The organism is Psychromonas sp. 14N.309.X.WAT.B.A12, assembly GCF_030397575.1.
Taxonomy (GTDB): Bacteria; Pseudomonadota; Gammaproteobacteria; order Enterobacterales; family Psychromonadaceae; genus Psychromonas.
This window is the reverse complement of the sequence record NZ_JAPNXS010000001.1, coordinates 622,999-642,038: the sequence shown is the minus strand read 5'-3', so window position 1 is coordinate 642,038 and position 19,040 is coordinate 622,999. Positions and strand designations below refer to the sequence as shown.

15 protein-coding genes are annotated in these 19,040 nt (G+C 35.4%); 8 read left to right on the top strand and 7 right to left on the bottom strand.

From position 1 onward, the window contains the following. Positions 1-57: 57 nt before the first annotated feature. Positions 58-2,433 carry an EAL domain-containing protein gene (locus tag OW492_RS02830; protein WP_290038273.1) on the top strand — a complete coding sequence of 792 codons (2,376 nt, stop codon included), beginning with the start codon at positions 58-60 and terminating at the stop codon, positions 2,431-2,433. Between the two features lie 108 nt (positions 2,434-2,541). Here the strand turns inward: OW492_RS02830 and OW492_RS02825 are convergent, their stop codons facing one another. The 3 genes from OW492_RS02825 to OW492_RS02815 form a co-directional block, all read right to left on the bottom strand. Next, entirely contained in the window at positions 2,542-3,339 is a 798-nt protein-coding gene (locus tag OW492_RS02825; RefSeq protein ID WP_290038272.1) for an LEA type 2 family protein, read from the bottom strand. Between the two features lie 239 nt (positions 3,340-3,578). Then, entirely contained in the window at positions 3,579-4,310 is a 732-nt protein-coding gene (locus OW492_RS02820) for a DUF1499 domain-containing protein (protein WP_290038271.1), read from the bottom strand. Positions 4,311-4,343: 33 nt separating this feature from the next. Next, the gene (locus OW492_RS02815) at positions 4,344-4,844 is read right to left on the bottom strand and encodes a MarR family transcriptional regulator (protein WP_290038270.1); all 501 of its coding nucleotides are present in this window, start codon (positions 4,842-4,844) and stop codon (positions 4,344-4,346) included. Positions 4,845-4,938: 94 nt separating this feature from the next. Between OW492_RS02815 and OW492_RS02810 the strand changes: the two genes are divergently transcribed. Then, a complete protein-coding gene (locus tag OW492_RS02810; RefSeq protein WP_290038269.1) occupies positions 4,939-6,135 on the top strand; it encodes a multidrug effflux MFS transporter in 1,197 nt (398 codons plus the stop codon). A gap of 80 nt (positions 6,136-6,215) precedes the next feature. Here the strand turns inward: OW492_RS02810 and OW492_RS02805 are convergent, their stop codons facing one another. Both OW492_RS02805 and OW492_RS02800 read right to left on the bottom strand, forming a co-directional pair. Continuing rightward, a complete protein-coding gene (locus OW492_RS02805; protein ID WP_290038268.1) occupies positions 6,216-7,988 on the bottom strand; it encodes a bifunctional diguanylate cyclase/phosphodiesterase in 1,773 nt (590 codons plus the stop codon). A gap of 360 nt (positions 7,989-8,348) precedes the next feature. Next, entirely contained in the window at positions 8,349-8,933 is a 585-nt protein-coding gene (locus tag OW492_RS02800) for a hypothetical protein (RefSeq protein WP_290038266.1), read from the bottom strand. A gap of 268 nt (positions 8,934-9,201) precedes the next feature. Here OW492_RS02800 and OW492_RS02795 point away from each other — a divergent pair, with 268 nt between their 5' ends. Both OW492_RS02795 and OW492_RS02790 read left to right on the top strand, forming a co-directional pair. Next, the gene (locus tag OW492_RS02795) at positions 9,202-10,071 is read left to right on the top strand and encodes an MYG1 family protein (protein ID WP_290038265.1); all 870 of its coding nucleotides are present in this window, start codon (positions 9,202-9,204) and stop codon (positions 10,069-10,071) included. A 214-nt stretch (positions 10,072-10,285) separates the two neighbouring features. Continuing rightward, positions 10,286-10,798, top strand: a complete 513-nt coding sequence (locus OW492_RS02790; protein ID WP_290038264.1) for a hypothetical protein — start codon at positions 10,286-10,288, stop codon at positions 10,796-10,798. A 54-nt stretch (positions 10,799-10,852) separates the two neighbouring features. Here OW492_RS02790 and OW492_RS02785 read toward each other — a convergent pair whose 3' ends face one another. After that, the gene (locus OW492_RS02785; RefSeq protein ID WP_290038263.1) at positions 10,853-12,754 is read right to left on the bottom strand and encodes a methyl-accepting chemotaxis protein; all 1,902 of its coding nucleotides are present in this window, start codon (positions 12,752-12,754) and stop codon (positions 10,853-10,855) included. Positions 12,755-13,175: 421 nt separating this feature from the next. On the opposite strand from OW492_RS02785, the gene OW492_RS02780 reads away from it, so the two are divergent. From OW492_RS02780 to OW492_RS02770, 3 genes are all read left to right on the top strand, one after another. Beyond that, a complete protein-coding gene (locus OW492_RS02780; protein ID WP_290038261.1) occupies positions 13,176-14,612 on the top strand; it encodes a fibronectin type III domain-containing protein in 1,437 nt (478 codons plus the stop codon). Positions 14,613-15,032: 420 nt separating this feature from the next. After that, entirely contained in the window at positions 15,033-15,533 is a 501-nt protein-coding gene (locus OW492_RS02775) for a hypothetical protein (RefSeq protein WP_290038259.1), read from the top strand. A 108-nt stretch (positions 15,534-15,641) separates the two neighbouring features. Beyond that, positions 15,642-16,967, top strand: a complete 1,326-nt coding sequence (locus tag OW492_RS02770; protein WP_290038258.1) for a YHYH protein — start codon at positions 15,642-15,644, stop codon at positions 16,965-16,967. A 75-nt stretch (positions 16,968-17,042) separates the two neighbouring features. Here the strand turns inward: OW492_RS02770 and OW492_RS02765 are convergent, their stop codons facing one another. After that, complete coding sequence (locus tag OW492_RS02765) at positions 17,043-17,291, bottom strand: DUF3297 family protein (RefSeq protein WP_113819964.1); 249 nt, start codon at positions 17,289-17,291, stop codon at positions 17,043-17,045. A gap of 195 nt (positions 17,292-17,486) precedes the next feature. On the opposite strand from OW492_RS02765, the gene OW492_RS02760 reads away from it, so the two are divergent. Next, complete coding sequence (locus OW492_RS02760) at positions 17,487-18,644, top strand: YHYH protein (protein ID WP_290038256.1); 1,158 nt, start codon at positions 17,487-17,489, stop codon at positions 18,642-18,644. Positions 18,645-19,040 lie beyond the last annotated feature (396 nt).

Sequence of the window (19,040 nt, the reverse complement as noted above, 5' to 3'; positions counted from 1 at the left end):
AAAGTCACAAAGATGACTTAACCATAAAGAAATGCTCTAAAAAATGGAAATTATGAAATGAAGAGCCTCAAATATAAAATATTTTTATTATTTGTTTCGATACTGCTGATAGTACAAGGGATTACTTTTTATGCACTTTACACCACGAATAAAAGCCAAGAAGCAACTGAAGTAAATAGTCGACTCACTTCCGCTAAAACCATTTTTACAGAATTATTTAAACGCCGTATTGAATATTTATCTGCATTTACAGCTATTACAGCAAAAGAAAATAATATTATAAAAGTGTTTGTAGATGGAAGTATCCATCATTTATTAATTGCTTTAAATAATCAAAGACAAGAGATTGATACAGATTTAGCGATGTCTATTACTTCTGATGGTTTGATTACAGGGCAATTACAACGAGAGTTAGTTAGTAATATTGATAACTCAATCGAAGATAGTAATTTTTATAATAAGATTAACCGTGGGGTAGAGGTTGGCGAGCAATTTCGTTATCCGAACTGGTTTGAATCGACGCAAACATCACATATCTATGTTATTGATGGTTTGTATTACCAAGCGAGTATTTCCCCCGTCGTTTATAGAGGAAAAAAAATTGGCTGGCTTGTGTTTGGCTTTGAAATAAACCAACGCTTAGCTAATGAATTTAAGTCCGTCACAGGTTTACAAACCGAGTTTGTATTAAAAGAAGGCCAGCAATCATTCTTAACAGCTTCTTCTGAACAACATATCCAAAATTTTAGCCTACAAAAAAAGCTAAACTTGACAAGTGCAATTGATGAACAACGCCTACCTGATGATTTTATTGGGACTTCGGCGGTATTGACACGTTTCGAAGACCGTGAACTTGTTGTTTACATGTATAGCCTAAAAGAAAATATTATTTCTATGATTGAAGAGCAGTGGTGGCCACTGTTGATGTTGGCTATCTTAACGCTTATTGCTTCTTTAACCAGTGCCTATTTTATTGCTGCTTCAATAAGTCGACCAATCAACCGGCTTGTTAAGCATGCAAAGGTCATTGCAAGTGGACACTTTCAACAAAATATTACCTTTAAAGAAAAAAATGAAATAGGCCAGTTAGCTAATGAATTCAATCATATGCAGGTTGCTTTGTTACAACGAGAAGAAGCAATAACGCGTTTAGCTAACCATGATCTGCTCACTGATTTACCAAATAGGCATCGCCTTAATGAGTTTTTAGTCGGTTTAAAAGACGATCACTTTATGATGTTGCATTTGAATTTAAGTCGGCTGAAAGATGTGAATGCGACATTAGGTTATGACGTAGGGGATTTAGTTATTCAAGCACTTGCGAGTCGATTACAAAAGATCTCAGAACAGCAACATGTTCAGTTTTTAGTGCACCTAGGGGCAGATGAATTCATTTTAATTGTCGATACCATGGAAGTCAGCGAGGTAAGCGCTCAAGTCAATAAAGAACTAGAAGAGATATTTAGTTTCCAAGGTATTAGTTTGCAGCTGCAAGTACGAATGGGTATCGCCTTATATCCTGAACATACCACTGATGTTACTAAGCTTGTGCAAATGGCGGATACTGCTTTACACCACACTCGTAACACAGGTAGCTTAGTACAAATGTATCAGCCTGAATTAGATGTAAATACAGTAGAAAGGTTAAGTTTAATCAATGACTTAGTGAAAGCTATTCCAGCGAACCAATTTGAGTTATATTTTCAACCTAAACTGTGTATGACGTCTAGGAAAGTTAAACACGTTGAAGCTTTAGTACGTTGGAAGCATCCTACCTTAGGAATGATCCCACCAGATAACTTCATCTCCATTGCAGAAAAAACTGGTCAGATAGAAGCACTAACTCGGTGGGTTTTTACTGCGGCTTTAATACAATGCAAAAAGTGGAATGAGCTAGGGTTAGAGATCAACATGGCTATTAATATTTCAGCTGAGAATTTAAAAGAACCTGATTTCTATGATTTTGTTTGTTATACCATGCATGAGCAAAATATCAGTCATAGTCAAGTTACTTTAGAAGTGACTGAAAGTTCTGTCGTAGGGGACACGGCCGCAGCAATACAACTGTTAAGTAAATTCAAAGACTATGGTTTAAAAATCTCGATTGATGATTATGGTACTGGTTATTCATCGCTAGCACAGCTGAAACAATTACCTGTACATGAGCTTAAAATAGATAAATCCTTTATTCAACGACTTGAAAAAGATGTTGATGATCAAATTATTGTGCGATCTACTATAGATTTAGCGCATAACATGGGCTTAAAAGTGGTCGCGGAAGGGATAGAAGACGAATATTCTTTATCTTGGTTATCTGATTATGCTTGTAATTATGTACAAGGTTATTTTATTAGTAGGCCAAAACCTGCTTCAGAGTTAACGCCTTGGTTACTTAATCCTCCTTCTTTCGAAAAGACAGATTACCAAATCTGATCTCTTAAATTCAGTTGCTCGAAAACACCTTATATAAGAATAAAAACCACGCTCCTTTCAATAAAGCAGCGTGGTTAGTTTTATGTTTATTACCTATTTTTTAATTTTTTATTTAAAAAATGAAGTTAAATTAATCGTTTGATCATACGACTTTGTGAATAATGGAGAAGTAATTTCAAAGTGTAAAGGTAATTCAGGGCTGGTTAATAGTGAAAAAACATTACTGAACATATCACTTGGTTTAATGCTTAACGGCAGTTGAATACTATTGCTTCCTTCACTGATTTTTTGATTGTTTACTGCACCAGTGAATAGTTCGCTACCTTTCGAAGAAACTGAGTAATTAACATCATCTAGCGGTAAACTAAACTCATTTTGGTTATCAACTTCTAAACTAAGAATAATATCTAACTGACTAAAGCTTGCATTCACCACCTCTAAATCAGCGATAGAAACCGTCGGTACATATAAGGTTGCTGATTTTTCAAATGGGATAGATAAGCCAAGTGCGCTAACACTTCCTTTTACTTGATAATCTAGTTTGTTTTCTTTAAATAAAAGCTGTTGTAAAGAGGTTAGAGTTTCTTGAGTTAGTGCTAATGATAATGCCACATCTTTATTACTATTGGCTGCGAGTGTACCAATAGAATCTGTTTCACCCTCTAACATTTTACTGTCGTTTAAAGATAACTCGTAGCTCACATTATTAATTGGCAGTGAGAAAGCGTTATTATTGGCAATATTAAAGGTTGGGTTTAACTCGATGCGATCCATTGAAACTTCACCCACTGAAATTGATTTGTAATTAACTTCGGGTTGCTGCACATAGTCTTTAATACTTTCTTGTAGAGTGGTACAGGCTGTTAATACGCTAACTGCTGCGACAAAGGTGAGTTTTTTAAACATGGATTGATCCTGTAAGTTATTTTAGATTTAATGGATTATATCAGATTGGTATCTATCTCATACTAAAGCGATAATATTTAGAGTTTAAATTTTAGGTCAATAAACTAGAGGTGAATAGATCATGCGTGGGGGATTAAAACGGGGATTACTAGATTATAGCCAGCAATCTCCGTCTTAATGTTGATAACAATTCTAATCATTATTTGCTGATTTATGCTTAAATAGATCTGCTATAAGATTTATTTTATTGTTTTAAAATCACCTATAAAAGTGCTTATTCGTTGAGCGTTAACACCACGATCGCTGCGACCAATACGTGAGACACTTCGAATATCTATTTTACTACCATTTTCTTGTTCACTGACTCGTATGATCACATCGTCAGCAAAATGGAAAAAGGCAGTATAAGCTGTTGCTTCAAGAAACCCCTTTTCCGGATCTTCATAGACTATTTCCCAGCCCATTTTGTCTGCCAAAAGAAGAGATTTCTGGTAGGCATTTTTTGTAGAAAGGCTTGTCAGAAGCGGTTTAACATTCGGGTAAGCTTGCTCTTGTTGTTCTGCTATTTGTTGTCCACTATATTGCAACGTGTTTTTCGCCCCAGGTCTATCATCACCTAAGAAAACAAATTTAGGTGGGTTAGTTGTATCTGTTGAAATATCGTGAATAGGAGGATAGCGAACTGGCTCGCGCACCAAGCTAATGATACTTGGTGTTAATATCGCGATCCCAAGAATGAATGCGGTGATTGGTTTTACATTGAATACTTTTTGCTTGTTATAGCCGTTAATTATAAAAGTTATTACTGCCACTGTTAATGCGGTATAGCCAAGGGTATCGTTATATTGTCGACTTGCAGAAAACCCGACGATAGGTTCCCATAAATTAAGTGAAGCGCCGAATACCATTATCACTGCAATACTTATACAAACAATTGATAGGGTTAAGCAAAGGGTATTAATTTTTGACATGATGACCTCATTTTTAATTAGGTAATTATTAAGTTAAGCATCTTCTTCCCACACTTGCAGTATTCTATTTAATAAGTGATTCAATTGTGCCTTTTCCTCTGTGTTTAATACATTAAATTTTTGTTGCTCAGTATTATGTAATTTTACAATGACTTCACCGATCAATGATTGGCCTGATTCACTTAGCTGAACTAATTTCCCGCGTTTATCATTAGGGTTATCCATCCGTTGAATTAATCCAGCAGTATGCATTCTATTAAGTACTTTGGTTAAGCCACCAGAGCTAAATAACATAGCACTGGATAATTCAGTTGGAGTAAGGCAATAGGGAGGCTTTTCTTTTCTTAAGGTTTCTAATACCGAAAATTCAGCAACTTGTAACCCATAAGGTTCAAGTACCAATGATAAATTCTGTTGGCAATAAGCACTAACACGATGAATACGCAATATTTCAGGTGATATTTGGTTATTTGATTCTGGCCAGTTTGCTTTTGTTTTCGCTAGTACATTAGCAATGGAGCTTTGTTTACTCATATTACTTCCTTCAATTAATATAATGTAAATATACCTTGCTAGAAAGCTAAATTGCAATTATTATCTTTCTAGAAAGCTAAATAACGAGGGTTTTATGAGCAAACACATATCTACATCACTATTATTGTTACTTGCAGGCATCTCTGCATTAACACCATTCGCCACTGACGGCTATTTATCAGCAATTCCAATCATGGCAAAAGATCTTAATACGGATATTTCCATGGTTGCTGTTACCGTTAGTCTTTATATTTTTGGTTTGGCTATTGGACAATTGGTAGGAGGACCGTTATCCGATAAATTCGGCCGTAAATCTATTATTGTTGTTGGTCTCATTATATTTACTTTAGGTAGTTTCGCTATTCCGTATGCACATTCTTTAGAAATGTTATGGACAGTGAGAATGATACAAGCCTTGGGTGGCGGTATTGCCGTGGTAGGCGTACCTGCAATTATTCGAGATAATGCACAAGGTAAAGATGCTGCACGTCTATTTTCATTAATCATGTTAATCACCATGCTAGCCCCCTCAATTGCGCCATCTGTTGGTACGCTTATATTAAAGTTATCGAACTGGGGATGGATATTCACTTCATTAGCTATTGTTGGTGCGATTGTGGCGGTAGCAACATTATTAGTAATGCCTACTGAAATAAAAGTTAAACAAGCGAACAAAAGTGGTGGTTATTTAAGTGTATTCAAAGAAAAGAGAGCGTTAGGGTTCTTATTGGCGCAGGGCTTTTCTTTTTCAGTGTTAATGACATTTTTGACAAACGCTCCATTTGCTTATATTGCACATTTTGGTGTGAGTGAAACCTTTTTCTCTGTGTTGCTTATACTTAATGTAGCAGGGGTTTCAATTGTTAATCGTGTTAATACTTATCTTTTACATAAGTACGAGCCGAATCAATTATTGAAGTCATTTTTAATAGTGCAATTAACTGGTGCGGTTATTTTGATTGTGGCCACAGCTTTCTTCCCTGAATCTTTATGGTTAACAGTATTAGGTTTTGTGGCTATTACAGCAACAATGGGAGGAGTTATTCCAAACTCCAGTGCATGTTTTATGAATTATTTCGGAAAAAATGCAGGGGTTGCAGCTGCAACATTAGGTGCTACTCAGTATATGTTAGGTGCTGCTATTAGTGCATTAGCTGCGCTTTTAAGTTATGACTCATTGTGGCCTATTGTTTGCGTTATGACGGTAGCAACAGTGATTGCGTATTTAGGTGGAGCGATTAAACAACCATTATCATCAATAGACGTTGATGCAAAAAAATCTGAAATATAAGTCGGATAAACTGGCCTATTAATAAGCATAATATTGAGGTGGCAGGGATTATACTCTGCCAACCTTTTTTATTTACTAGGTTAAGCGTTAAGTTTTTCTATTTGATGTTTACTTTCATTGTAAATGTAAATCGAGTTACCTTTGATTTTTTTAGCCATGGATTTAGCGTGTGTGGTTAATACGGCAACATCATGGTGACTCTTACAATAAGGAGGAGGAAGACAAACACAACCAATTGATATGCTTAATAAGGGATAGAACTGTTTTTCACCCATTCTATCTTCACCTGAAATACCGCCATTAGCTAGATCTTCTGGTCGGTACCGATAACCTACCCAATCTGAAAATTTATTTAAAATACGTTCGCACTGTTGCTTCCAATCGATAGATGATGAGATAAGAATAAAGTCATCTCCACCAATATGGCCAATGAAATCATCAGTTCCATTCACTTTTGCTCTAAGAATATCTGCCAAACCCAAAATAATTTGATCACCTTTTTCATAACCATAATAATCGTTATAGGGTTTAAAATTATCTAAATCTATATAACACACAGTGAAAGGGGTTGATGTTGATAGAATATAATCGAGCTTTTTACTAATAGGGACATTACCGGGTAACAAAGTAAGTGGGTTCGCATAACGTGCGTTATTAATTTGTAAGCTTGTTATCTCTTTTAACAAGTCAATGATCAAGCCAATGCCTTTATATTGACCTTGTTTAACAATGATAAACTCTAACACCTTCTTATTATTGATTTTTTCACTAATCATTAAACTAGCTTGCTCTATGGCTAAGTCCTCCTCTAAGAGCAATACGTCTTGATCAATTAACCTGGATAATTCAAACTTATTCGATAGATCGTGCCCATATTTAGAAAATAATAGATTGGTTAATCCACTTCTCCGTACTACACCCACAGGTTGGTTATCTTTAACAATAGGAATGCAATCTAAATCTGGGTATTGATTAAATAGGTCGGTACAGGTTTGTACATTGGATGAAATGTCTATCGCCTGAAAGGGTAATAAAAGATCACCAATCGTCGCGCTAGATAAAATTCTGTTACTAGTTGCATTGATTAAATTCCTATCCTGAAAAAAGTGTGATGATAATTTAACAATGGGCGACTCTTCAGGACGGCTAAAATAATAACCTTGGCAAAAAGGGGCACCAATTTTTTCAATAAATTGAAATTCATCAGCTGTTTCAATTCCTTCGGCTATCACTTTACAATTAAGTTCTTCTGCAATGTTTTTAATGGAACGAACGAATTGCTGCTTGACCTTATCGGTATCAATGTCGCATATAAAATGGCGGTCTATTTTTACAAAATCTGGACGCAGTTCATACCACATTCTTAAACCAGAGTAGCCAGAGCCTAAATCGTCCATGGCAATTTCAAAGCCCATCTCTTTATAATGCTTAAGTGCATCTCTAACTAGCTCGTAATTCTCTAAAGGGCTGTGCTCGGTTAACTCTATGACCACCTGAGAGGGTGATAAACCACTATTTTGTAATAGTTTTAGAGTTTCACCTGATTTAAAATTTGGCTCAAATAAGGTTTCAGGGCTGGCATTAAGAAACAGTTTCCCGGGTAATTTACTTTGTTTAAAGGCTGATATCGATAACTCACGGCATAACAATTCTAATGCAACCAAACAACCTTGTTGTTTGGCTGCTTCAAATAAAGCAATCGGTGAATGGAAATCTGTACCTACGGGACCTCGTGTTAGCGCTTCGTAACCAAAAATAGCTTGTTGGCCATTCTCAATGATAGGTTGGAATACGATAGATAAGTTTCTATCGTGAATAATTGATTGAATCGTTAACGTCTTTAAATTGGGCATAATTTCACTGTCATTAGTTAAACATTATTCATAATAATCACTTTAATAAAGGGCAATAAATTTACTTTATGTCGTTATGCCAACTGTCCTAAATAGATAGGGTAAATATTAAAATAAATAACAACTATTCAAGTGTCGTAATTTACATATTTACTCAGTTTTTAAAAGAACAAAGTCGTTAAGTTAAGCAGCTTGACGGGTATTACGTAAAAAATAGAAATTAAAGTGCATCCATGTGCCTAGGCTACAAATAAAATATGTCACTTTTATGACTGTGATATCTATTAAAAATCAAGTGTTTATAGATAAACCATAAACACGAGAAGTAAACACTAGCGGAGAGGGACAAAGAGGGGGATGTTAGCGCCCGATAATTTTTTTAAAGATGGATCCTAAAATTGATAGAAAACTCACAGTTTCTGCATCAGCGGCACTTTCAGCACACTGTTTTTTAAGTTCTTCTTTATTATTTGGAATAGATCTTACTAATTCTACCATCTCTTTTTCATCAAAGATAAATCCTTCAGCCGGACTGTTTTGAGATTGATATCGATCGATTAATAAATCTAACAAGTTAATGATAATACTGGTTTTATTGAGGGAACCAATATTATCGAAAATAGCTCCATTACCTAACTCTACAGTGCGTCGACGGGCACGAAATTGTTCTTTTTGCTGACTTAATTCATTCCATGTTAATTTATTAACACTGGTTATAACTTTATGATCATTGCGCCAATAAATAGCATCTCTTCCGATCACTATGCCTCGATGAAATTGAGTAAATGACGTTCGCATCGCAGCAAGAATATATTCATCATCGGGTATATCTAATACAGCCCGGGCATAATGCTCCACATCTTTAGGTACAAGTGGGTTCATATTGAAGTTATTTTCACCGTGGTAATAGGTTAATACTTTCATTACCTCATCCAACATACTCATTTGTAACTCCTTGATATTTTTAGTATCAGTTATATTAACTAAATTTAGCTTTTATTTGTAGTACAAATGAGCTTAACTTATTTGAAATAGTTGCATCAACTAACAGTTTTACACAAATTGTGAGTGATATGCCAAGCTGGTGTGTATTAGCTGTCCTATGTTTGTGAGCTGTCATAGTATAGAATTCACCGGTGAAGTGGTTTTTATATGATGGTAGTGTAAAAACACGCAAACTATTTCTTATCTCAAATAAAATGAATCGAAAAATATGACACAAATTACAATCGCGACACATAACGGTAACTTTCATGCAGATGATGTTTTCAGCATTGCAGCTCTAAAATCTATCTTTCCTTCATTTAAATTGGTGAGAACCAGAGACCTAGAGGTGATCCGTCAAGCGGACTTAGTTATCGATGTAGGGGGTATTTATGACTCAGAAACAGGGCGCTTTGATCATCACCAACGAGGTGGTGCGGGGGCACGTGAAAATGGTATACCTTACTCTTCATTTGGCTTAATTTGGCAAAAATATGGAGTACAAATTTGTGCGGGTGATGAAGATGTTGCTACGTCTATCGATGCAGGGTTAGTCTCAACCATAGATGCTATTGATTGTGGGCATGTAGAGGGGGTTGCACAGGGTATTAGCCTTAGCCAAACGATCTCTATGTTTAACCCAACATGGCAAGAAGATGCGCATTTTGATGAATGCTTCGATCAAGCTGTTGCTTTTGCTGAGAAAGTGTTGGCACGATTCATTGCTTCAGCGAGTGGTGGCTTAAATGCAAAAGCGATTGTTGCTAAAGCGATTCAACATGCACCTGATCCAAGAGTCATTGTGTTAGAAAAGTATATTCCTTGGAAGCGAACTGTACATGCAATGTCACAGGAAGCGCTATACATGGTTTATCCTTCTTCAACGGGACAATGGCGTATTCAAACCGTGCCGGTTGAGCCAGGATCTTTCGAAGATAGAAAATCATTACCTGCAAACTGGGCGGGTTTATCAGATAAAGCATTACAAGAAGAAACTGGACTTGCAGACGCTATGTTCTGTCATAACGGTTTATTTATTGCGGGCTCTGAATCTTTTGAAAGCACCATGAAAATGGCTGAAATGGCATTAAAAGCTTAATTCCTTATTATTTAAGATGCTCGGTCATCTTTAATGTAAAAAAAAGCGCTACCTTTCCAGAATAACCAAAGCCAATACGCTAGTGTATTGGCTGTTATGTTTCTCTCATCATTGCATATTGAACTAATTGCTACTGTGCTCGTCAAAATATTGATATTAACACCCAATTTTATTCGGTATTGATATGAATTTTTTGACTATTTAAGAGGGCACAATGAACGAATCAATTACTTTATTTATGAGAAATATATTCTCAAAAGCATTGACCATCATCTTTTTAGCGTTAGCTGCTGCAATTACCTTTTCATTATTCCAACATGTTGTCGATGGCTTTATTAATCAATCTGATTTTACTGAAGTGTTATTAAAAAGCATTAATATTGGGGTGATAGCACTCGCAGTGTTTGAATTAGCATTGATTATTAATAAAGAGTATTCAGAGCCAGATGATCATCATCATAAAGATGCCATTAAAACGCTTAGAGGAACATTACCGCGTTTTATTGGTACTGTATGTGTAGCATTATCCTTAGAAGGGTTAATTATGGTGATTAAATATAGTCAATTGGATTTAGCGGGTAATTTATATTATCCCGTCGCGATCATCATCAGCACTGCATTCTTGCTTATTTCATTAGGTGTATTTTTACGATTAACAGAAAAAAGTACAGTAGGCGGTAACAATGAAGGGCAAGATGACCAGTCTAAAAAAGTAGAAAAGAAATAGAATATACAAGTGGCTTATTAAACATTTAAGTAAGCCACTTAATATTTTGGATGGTTATGATTTAAAACGATTTACCAATTTATCTAAACTTGCAGCCATCGACTTCAATAAGTCTGTTGAAGATTCAATATTCTGCGATGCATGTGCACTTTCTTCGGTACTGTCACTGATATTGACTACATGTACATTAATTTCATTGATTACTGCAGATTGCTCTTCAGTCGCTGTTGCAATTTGCGTATTTAAGTCTGAGATATGTTGAACATTGTTAACAATTTCATTTAAAACAGAGTTAGTTTTTTGTGCTGCACTTAATCCTAAAATTGCTTGTTCACGACTTTTATGCACAGAGTCTACTGCTAATTTAGAGCCGTCTTGCAATTCAGTGATCATTCTATGAATTTCATCTGTTGATTCGTGGGTCTTCTTAGCTAAGTTTCTCACTTCATCTGCAACTACTGCAAAACCACGTCCATATTCACCTGCACGAGCGGCTTCAATAGCAGCATTAAGCGCTAATAAGTTAGTCTGTTCAGAGATACCTCTAATGACATCAAGCACACTACTAATCGAATCACTACGTTGAGCTAGCGTTTCAATGTTAGTAGAAACAACTTCCATATCTTCGGCCATGTGGCTGATTGTTTGTGTCGATTCATTAACGACTATTTGCGCCTGTGATGTCATGTCCGTTGCTTTGTTTGTTGTATCTGCTGCTACGGCTGCATTATTCGCAATTTCAGCAATTGTACTGCCCATTTCATTAATAGCTACCGATACTTGGTGTGCTTCATCTCTTTGTTTATCAAGTGATAATTTAGACGCATTGGCATCTTTATAAACAGTTTCAGAAGCACTTCTAATGTCTGTTGAAGTGGATTTTACATCATGGACTACGGTACGAATATTGGCTACAAATGAGTTAAAGCCTTTTGCTAGTTGTGCAATTTCATAAGCGCCATTTTCATCAACTTTACTGGTTAAATCACCTTCGCCATCACCTAATATTTGGAATTTTTCAGCCATTTTTTGTAAAGGTAAAACTAATTTATTGGAAACAATAATACTTAAACCAACGAACACGGAAACGATAATCAAAAATAGGATTAACATGTAGTTACGTGCTTCCGTAATCGGTTCATATAGCTCACTTTTTGGAACTTGTGCAATGATATACCACTGTAAACTCTCAATATAGCTGGTTGAAATCATGTAATCACCCACTTCTTGGAAAGCGAAAGATTGTTTAGCAAAAAGGGTACCTTTGTCTAATTCAGGAAAAATATCATTAACATTCTTAGTTTCTGCAAAATTACGGTTTTTATGAACTTTAATCAGACCTTTTTGGTCTACTAAATAAACAAATCCTGTTTGCTCAATTTTAAATTGTTGTAACAGGGTGGCGATATCAGAAAATGTTCTTGATACACCGGATGAACCTCTTCCATTAAGTTGTTGATAGTTTACAAATACATTAATTGTACCGTCAGATTCAGTGTAAGTACTGGCAGAAGTTTCCTTGCCACTGTTTTTGAATTTGAAATACCAACTGTCGTGTTGATTATTCTGCAGCACTCGAAGAAAGCCTTTTTGATTCCAATACTGTGCAGAGTTGCGCTCAATATATGAGGCATTACTCAAGTTATTGCTATTAGCAATACCTGATAAATATTCAGTTAAACGTTTATCTATCTCTGGTCTGTCATTGTTATCTATTAATCGATAAATAAATGGATTATTAGCAATTGATTTCGTAATTGCCTTCATCTCAGAAATTTCTGCATCCACTGTTTGAGAAACACGTTGTACTAAATTTGGTAATTCCGAATTTTGTAGGCGATTTAATAACAGTTCACGTGATTTTAATTGAGCGACAAGTGCAATCACACTCGTTGATACAACAACAACCAGTAATATAGATAGAATGATTCGGTTTTTTATAGAAAGTGAGCGCATAAGTCCCTTTATTTTTTTATAAGTATTTAAATGTTTGTAGGGTATTGTTATTAAAAATAATTAACCCTATATGAGTAGTATTGTAACATTAAGTTATCGATTAACCATGGAATTATATAAATAGATTTTCAAAAATAATTTTAAAAATTATTCATCTTAAAATTAGTCGTTTAGCGGTATTTAGGCTAGAAATATGCATATTTTGATTTGTTTAATTTTGCATAAATAAAGTAATTAACTACCCTTAAAGTAGTATTTTTAGTTTGTTGAACGGATGTTATCAAAATTGATTGTCGCAACATGATTAATACCTAATGGAAGTTGTCCTTTATTAGGCGCTTAAAAACAATGCAAAACAGGCGAAACGCTCCGAATTCAACCCAGATTGAAATAGAGTTGCCTAAAAGATCGGAGAAGCAACATGGTTTATATCTATAACAAATACGTTATTTTATATCTATTTTTAGGGTTTTATTTACCCTTGAGTTCAGTTTACGCTGCTAGTCTACATATTACTTGGGCTGACAGCTCGTCTAATGAAGATGGGTTTTATGTTGAGAAACGTGGTTTAAATGAAAATGATTCCGCTATCATTTCAACGCTTTCGGCAAACACCACCAGTTACACAGATAATGATGTGTTAGTGGATGAAAGTTATTGTTATCGAGTTATTGCTTTTAACTCAGCAGGATCAAGCTATTCAGATGAGTCCTGTATGGAAGTGGCAGAAGCTGACGATAACGGTTATGACAGTGATAATGACATAACAGAAGTAGAAGAGACGATTGAATATGTTGATGATTCATACAGTGTGGCTTTATCACATGAGTTTATCAGTAAGCCAATTGAGATAGATGTTACAGAGCATGGTTTATATTCATTTTATGATGAGAGTCATTATAACTCTGACAATAGTGATGCCACTGTGTCATCTGTAGTGTTTGATGTGACTAGTGGTAATAGCCGAAGTAGAGCTACTGATTACTTTGCATTTAGTGATGATGATACTGTTTTAAGTAGTGGTTATGTGAGCATGGCATTCAATACAGGTAATAGTATTACTTTTGATATGTACAGTAATGGCACTTCACAAATTGCACGTATTTACCTTCAAGCAGGCGCATGGAGTAGCTCTTCAGCCTCTGTGAAAATTATTGCTGGCGATCAAACCGAAACAATTACCTTAACAAAAGGGTATTCTTGGCAGTATATGGCAGTCGATATTAGTTTTGAAGGAACAGTACCAGTAACGATCACCACAGATAGCGATCACGGTGGTTACAGTTCAGTGATGGTTGCTGGTATTGTTTTTGATGAGATAGAAACTACTACTAGAGTCGTAGAAGAAGTTATTCAATATGCTGCATTAGTCGATATTCAGACTGATAACGGTACTAATATTGATGTATCAGATAACACATTTTTCAACCACCAACTTGAAGTGGTGAATAGTACTTTATCAAATGCGACACTGTCGTCTTTATCCTACATAGGAACGACTAAATCACGTACTAATCGTTACACATTTACCGATCAAAACGACAAGACCTATAAAGGTTATCAATCAATGAGTTGGAATCCTGATAATGGCATAGCCTTAACTTTAAATAGTGGTGAGCAACAAGTCAATATGGCATCAATCTATCTTACCGCTGGGGCATGGAGCCATGAATCAGCTTCAATAGAATTAATTATTAATGGAGAAAGTGAAATAATTACTTTGAGTTCTGGTTTTTCTTGGAAAAACTACAAAGTTGACATTGAATTTGAAGGTGAATTGAACCTTGAGATTCGTCCTATTGATACTTTTGCTGGCTATAGTTCGTTAATGTTTGCAGGGGTAACATTAGACTATTAAGTAAAGAATTAATAAATGTCTAAGTAAATCGTTTTGTCATTTATTTATTAAATTTATGTTTTTTATTGATGTGCTGATTTGAGATATTATTATTTAATTTTAGTAATAAATATTTCATTTCAGCATTTTTTATATCTAACAATAAATTCTTAAGTTTATGTTTTTAAATGTTTATATTTTAAATTTACGGGGTAATAAACAATACTGAAACGGGTATTCTCTATCAGGTTTTATTATTTATCTATATTTTGATTTTTTTATTTTAGTTAGATGAGTTATTTCTTATTGATGAAATTACGTGTATTTGTAAAAAAGGAAAATATTAGCGACCGAACAAAATAGCGTGTTAATAGCATCCATTTTAAATACTTAAAAATATAAATACATTAGAAAATTAACTCAATTTCATGAGAGGATATTATGAAATTCATCACTATTTTGGCTTTATTTTTGTCAGGGATTACTCAATCATTAGCACAAGAGATAATCGAGCATTCACACCTTCCCATTACTGTGCCAGTTGACATTCCATCTCCAAGGTTAAGCCTAAAACTTAGTAAAGATACTATTGATGGCTATAATTTGACTTTAAATACTAAACATTACTCCCTAATCCCACCACCTAAAAAAGCTACTATGGCTGAGTTAATGAAAGTTAGTATTGACCCAAGATCAAATGTTGTAGAAGGGCATGCTCATTTGTATATTAATGGCACTAAAATTCGACGAATTTATGGAAAAACTATCCATATTCCACTGCATTATTTTAAGAATGGTATAAATACCGTTTCAGTCACTTTGAATAACCATGGTCACATGTATTGGGTGGCTGAGAATAAAAAAATCTTAGCAACGCTTTACATAGATACAAATAGTTCTCCCTTTATCACCTATCGATTTGAAAGCTTCCCTATCCTATAAATACACAACTCATCTTTGATATAAATATACATGTTATTTTTTAGATATTGCACATTTATTGCACATTGTTCCGTTAAATTAACATTATATTGATATCGGAGGAATAAAGTGAAAAACAAGGAATGTTTAAATCTATTATTTAGTGGTTTTTTACTACTCGTTATTGGTGGTTGTGGTGATTCATCTTCTGAAACATCTGATTTGATCAGTGACGAAGTCTCGGAAGTTGATGACGTAGAAGAAACTACCGATGAAGATACAGAAGAAGACCAAGATTCTAATTGGATAATTAATAACATCAATACATCAACTTACATTTTAGATGATAATGGTGACGGTGTCGTTGAGGACGTGCAATCAGCAGAAACAGTGACAGATGGGGGCATTGAATATACCTATGTACTGACCAACGGTATCCCTAAATATGATATGACTATGACAGATAAAATGGTCGAGAATTTAGATGACCGCCCTAAAGCAGAAACTGATTTTGTCGATGGATATACTACCGTTGCTGCAGGTGATCTTGTCTTGTTCGGCCAAGATATCGGTTATAACAGTAGTAGCGAAAATTGCGATGATACCGGTGGCGCAGGTTATTGGCCACCTGGACCTGGTTGTCCATATCAACAGTCTGTAGAGGCTTATTTTATCGATACACCAACAGACTTAGATGATAGTGAAGTGTGTGAAACGGGGTTGAATAGCATTGGTTTAATGGTCAATGGAGTTGCTATTTTTAACTGGGGTGATGGCATGACTTATAGTACCAACCAATGGTATAACTTAGCGCCTGAAGCTGAACAATATGATGTTGATATTTGTGCTGGACATGCGGCAAATGGTCTTTATCACCACCATCAATATACTAGTTGTTTAGCTGAGTTAGTTGGAGATGAAGGTGATCAGCATTCACCTATATATGGTTTTGCTGCAGACGGTTATCCATTATATGGCCCATACGAAAGTGCTGGTGAATTAGCCGTAAGTGGTTGGAAAGTACGTGACTATGGTGCTTCTGAAGCAGAAGGTGGCTGCGATACTGAAGGTCAGAGAACTTGTGTGCTTGTAGATGAATATGACCTTGACGCTGGTGTCACTGAAGTCGAAGAAAATGGCCCTGATATCGGTGAAGATGTTACTACATTATCAGATAATGTAATTGCTGCTGATAATGGATATTATTATGAAGATTATTATTATGCAGATGAGGAAGTCACTGGTGCAGTGTTAGATGAGCATAATGGTCACGATACTGGTGATGGCAAAGGTTATCACTACCATATTACCTTGACTGAAGATGATGATGGGACACTCTCTCCTTCTTTCCCATATCAAATGGGCCCTAGGTTTAAAGGTGAATTACCAGATAACTCATTTGCAACTTGTGATACCAGTACAGATACAGTGGTAGGTGGCTTTCCAGCTAGGTAATAGCAATTAACGTAAAACAATTGATTAGGTTATGTATAAAAAAGGTGCGTTTGAAGCACCTTTACTCATTAATATCTATCGGTAGTAAGCCTCAACGGTACCTTTAACTGTTCTCATAAGAGGTTGGCCGCGACGGTCTAGAGCTTTATGTGCTGAAACTAATGCCCAACCTTCGCTGATACAATATTCTTCTACATCAAAACGTTCTTTGCCATTAAGTCTAATGCCAATATCGTGTTCAAATATCTCTGCAACATGATATGGACTACGAGGGTTAACAGATAGACGGTCCGGGAGTGTTGGTAGCGACTGAGTGTCGTTCATAAATATAAACCTATAAAAGTGAAAGTAGTGCATTGTAAGCAATATGTTAAAGCTGCTCAAGCGATGTAGTTATAAATTTTGAAGCAAATAGCGCCGTAATTGGCTAGTTCTATAAGTCTGATATCAAATCCGCTAAAGATAAATTTATAAAGATTAGATTATAAAAAAATAATAAATATTATTTAAGGAAGTTTAATGAAATTACCAAAATTCAAACAATATGTATTAGCGAGTAGTGTTGTTATGACTTTACTTATTAATAGCGCTTGGGCTGGTATTGATGTTCACAGCATTAATAAAGATGCCCTGGTCAAAGATCCTGTCATCGTTGAGTGCTCATTGGAAAATGGTGACGCGGCTAATTGTGCAAAATTTGTTGTTAAATATCAGCCAGATAATCTGAAAACAGGCCCATTTTGTCCAGAAAGTATTGATCAAAAAGGTGGTATTTGGGATTGGGACGGGGAAATGGCTGGTTTATACCAAATAGATAAAGGCTTTTTATCAATGTTGGATAGCCAAGGTTACCACTTCTATGATGAAGATGGAAAAGTAAACATTACAGATGTGCGTACTACTCAGCCTAAAAATAACAATTCTTGTTTACAAGCTTCCGTTGATAAGACTGTTGAAATGACAGTATTAATACCAATCAATCCGGTTAAAGCTGAAAAAGTAAATGGTTTAGGTACAGTAGCAAAGGTTGGCTTAGCGTTAGATGGTGTGCCTATTTTTGCTGATGCACCTTCTGTATTAGAAACAGGACATATGCCAGCGTTAGATAAATGTGGTGGACATGTCGACCCAGGTGGTTGGTACCATTGGCATTCAACAGCTACCGATATTGATTCTGTATATAAAGAAGAGCACTTAGATATTGAATGTCATATTGAGCAAAAAGCCAGTGCTATTTTTGCTTATGCCTTTGACGGCTTCCCAATTTACGGTAGTTTAGAGTTAAGCGGAAAAATACCAGAAAATCTAGATATTTGTGGCGGTCATTTTGGCCCTACAAATGAATACCCTAAAGGCATATACCATTATCATGCTTCTACTACTTTTCCTAATTTACCAACGTGTTTACATGGCGTAGTTGCTAAAGATAACTTTTCAACAACAGCGAAACAAGGAATAGGTGCTGAAGGAGGGCCTGGACAAGGTGGTGGTCCAGGGCATGGTACTCCTCCTGGTTTCGATAAAGCAGCGAAAACACTAGGTGTGACAGAAAAACAGTTAATGCAGGTTATTATGAATAACGGCGGAAGAAACTTAGATGTCACGGCTGCAGCAAAAGAATTAGGGGTGACAGAAACACAACTCAAAGAAGCTTTACCAACTCCACCAGAACATTAAAACTTGAACGATATCGCTAAGTGAATACTTGATGCGCTTAGCGACTTTTCCTGACACTAACCATTCGCATGGCAGGCTAGTATAAACAGTCTGTCCCCTATAATTTCACTTATTTAATTATTTAAAATCATTATTAGTGGTTAAAATCCACTGTTATATATTGGTTATATGTAAACAAGTGATTTACATATTTATGGCAGATATTAATTTAGCTAAAACCTCAATTTTAGTTCCATCATTATTACACAGATAATTGGCTCCACTGATTACCTGAAAATTATCAAATCTACTTATAATTTTGTTGCCGATGAAACAGTACAAACCGTGTCTATTGTGGTTAAAGATACTACGTAAATTAATTTAATAGAGGAAAACTCCTAGGTAAGTGGGGGAGAG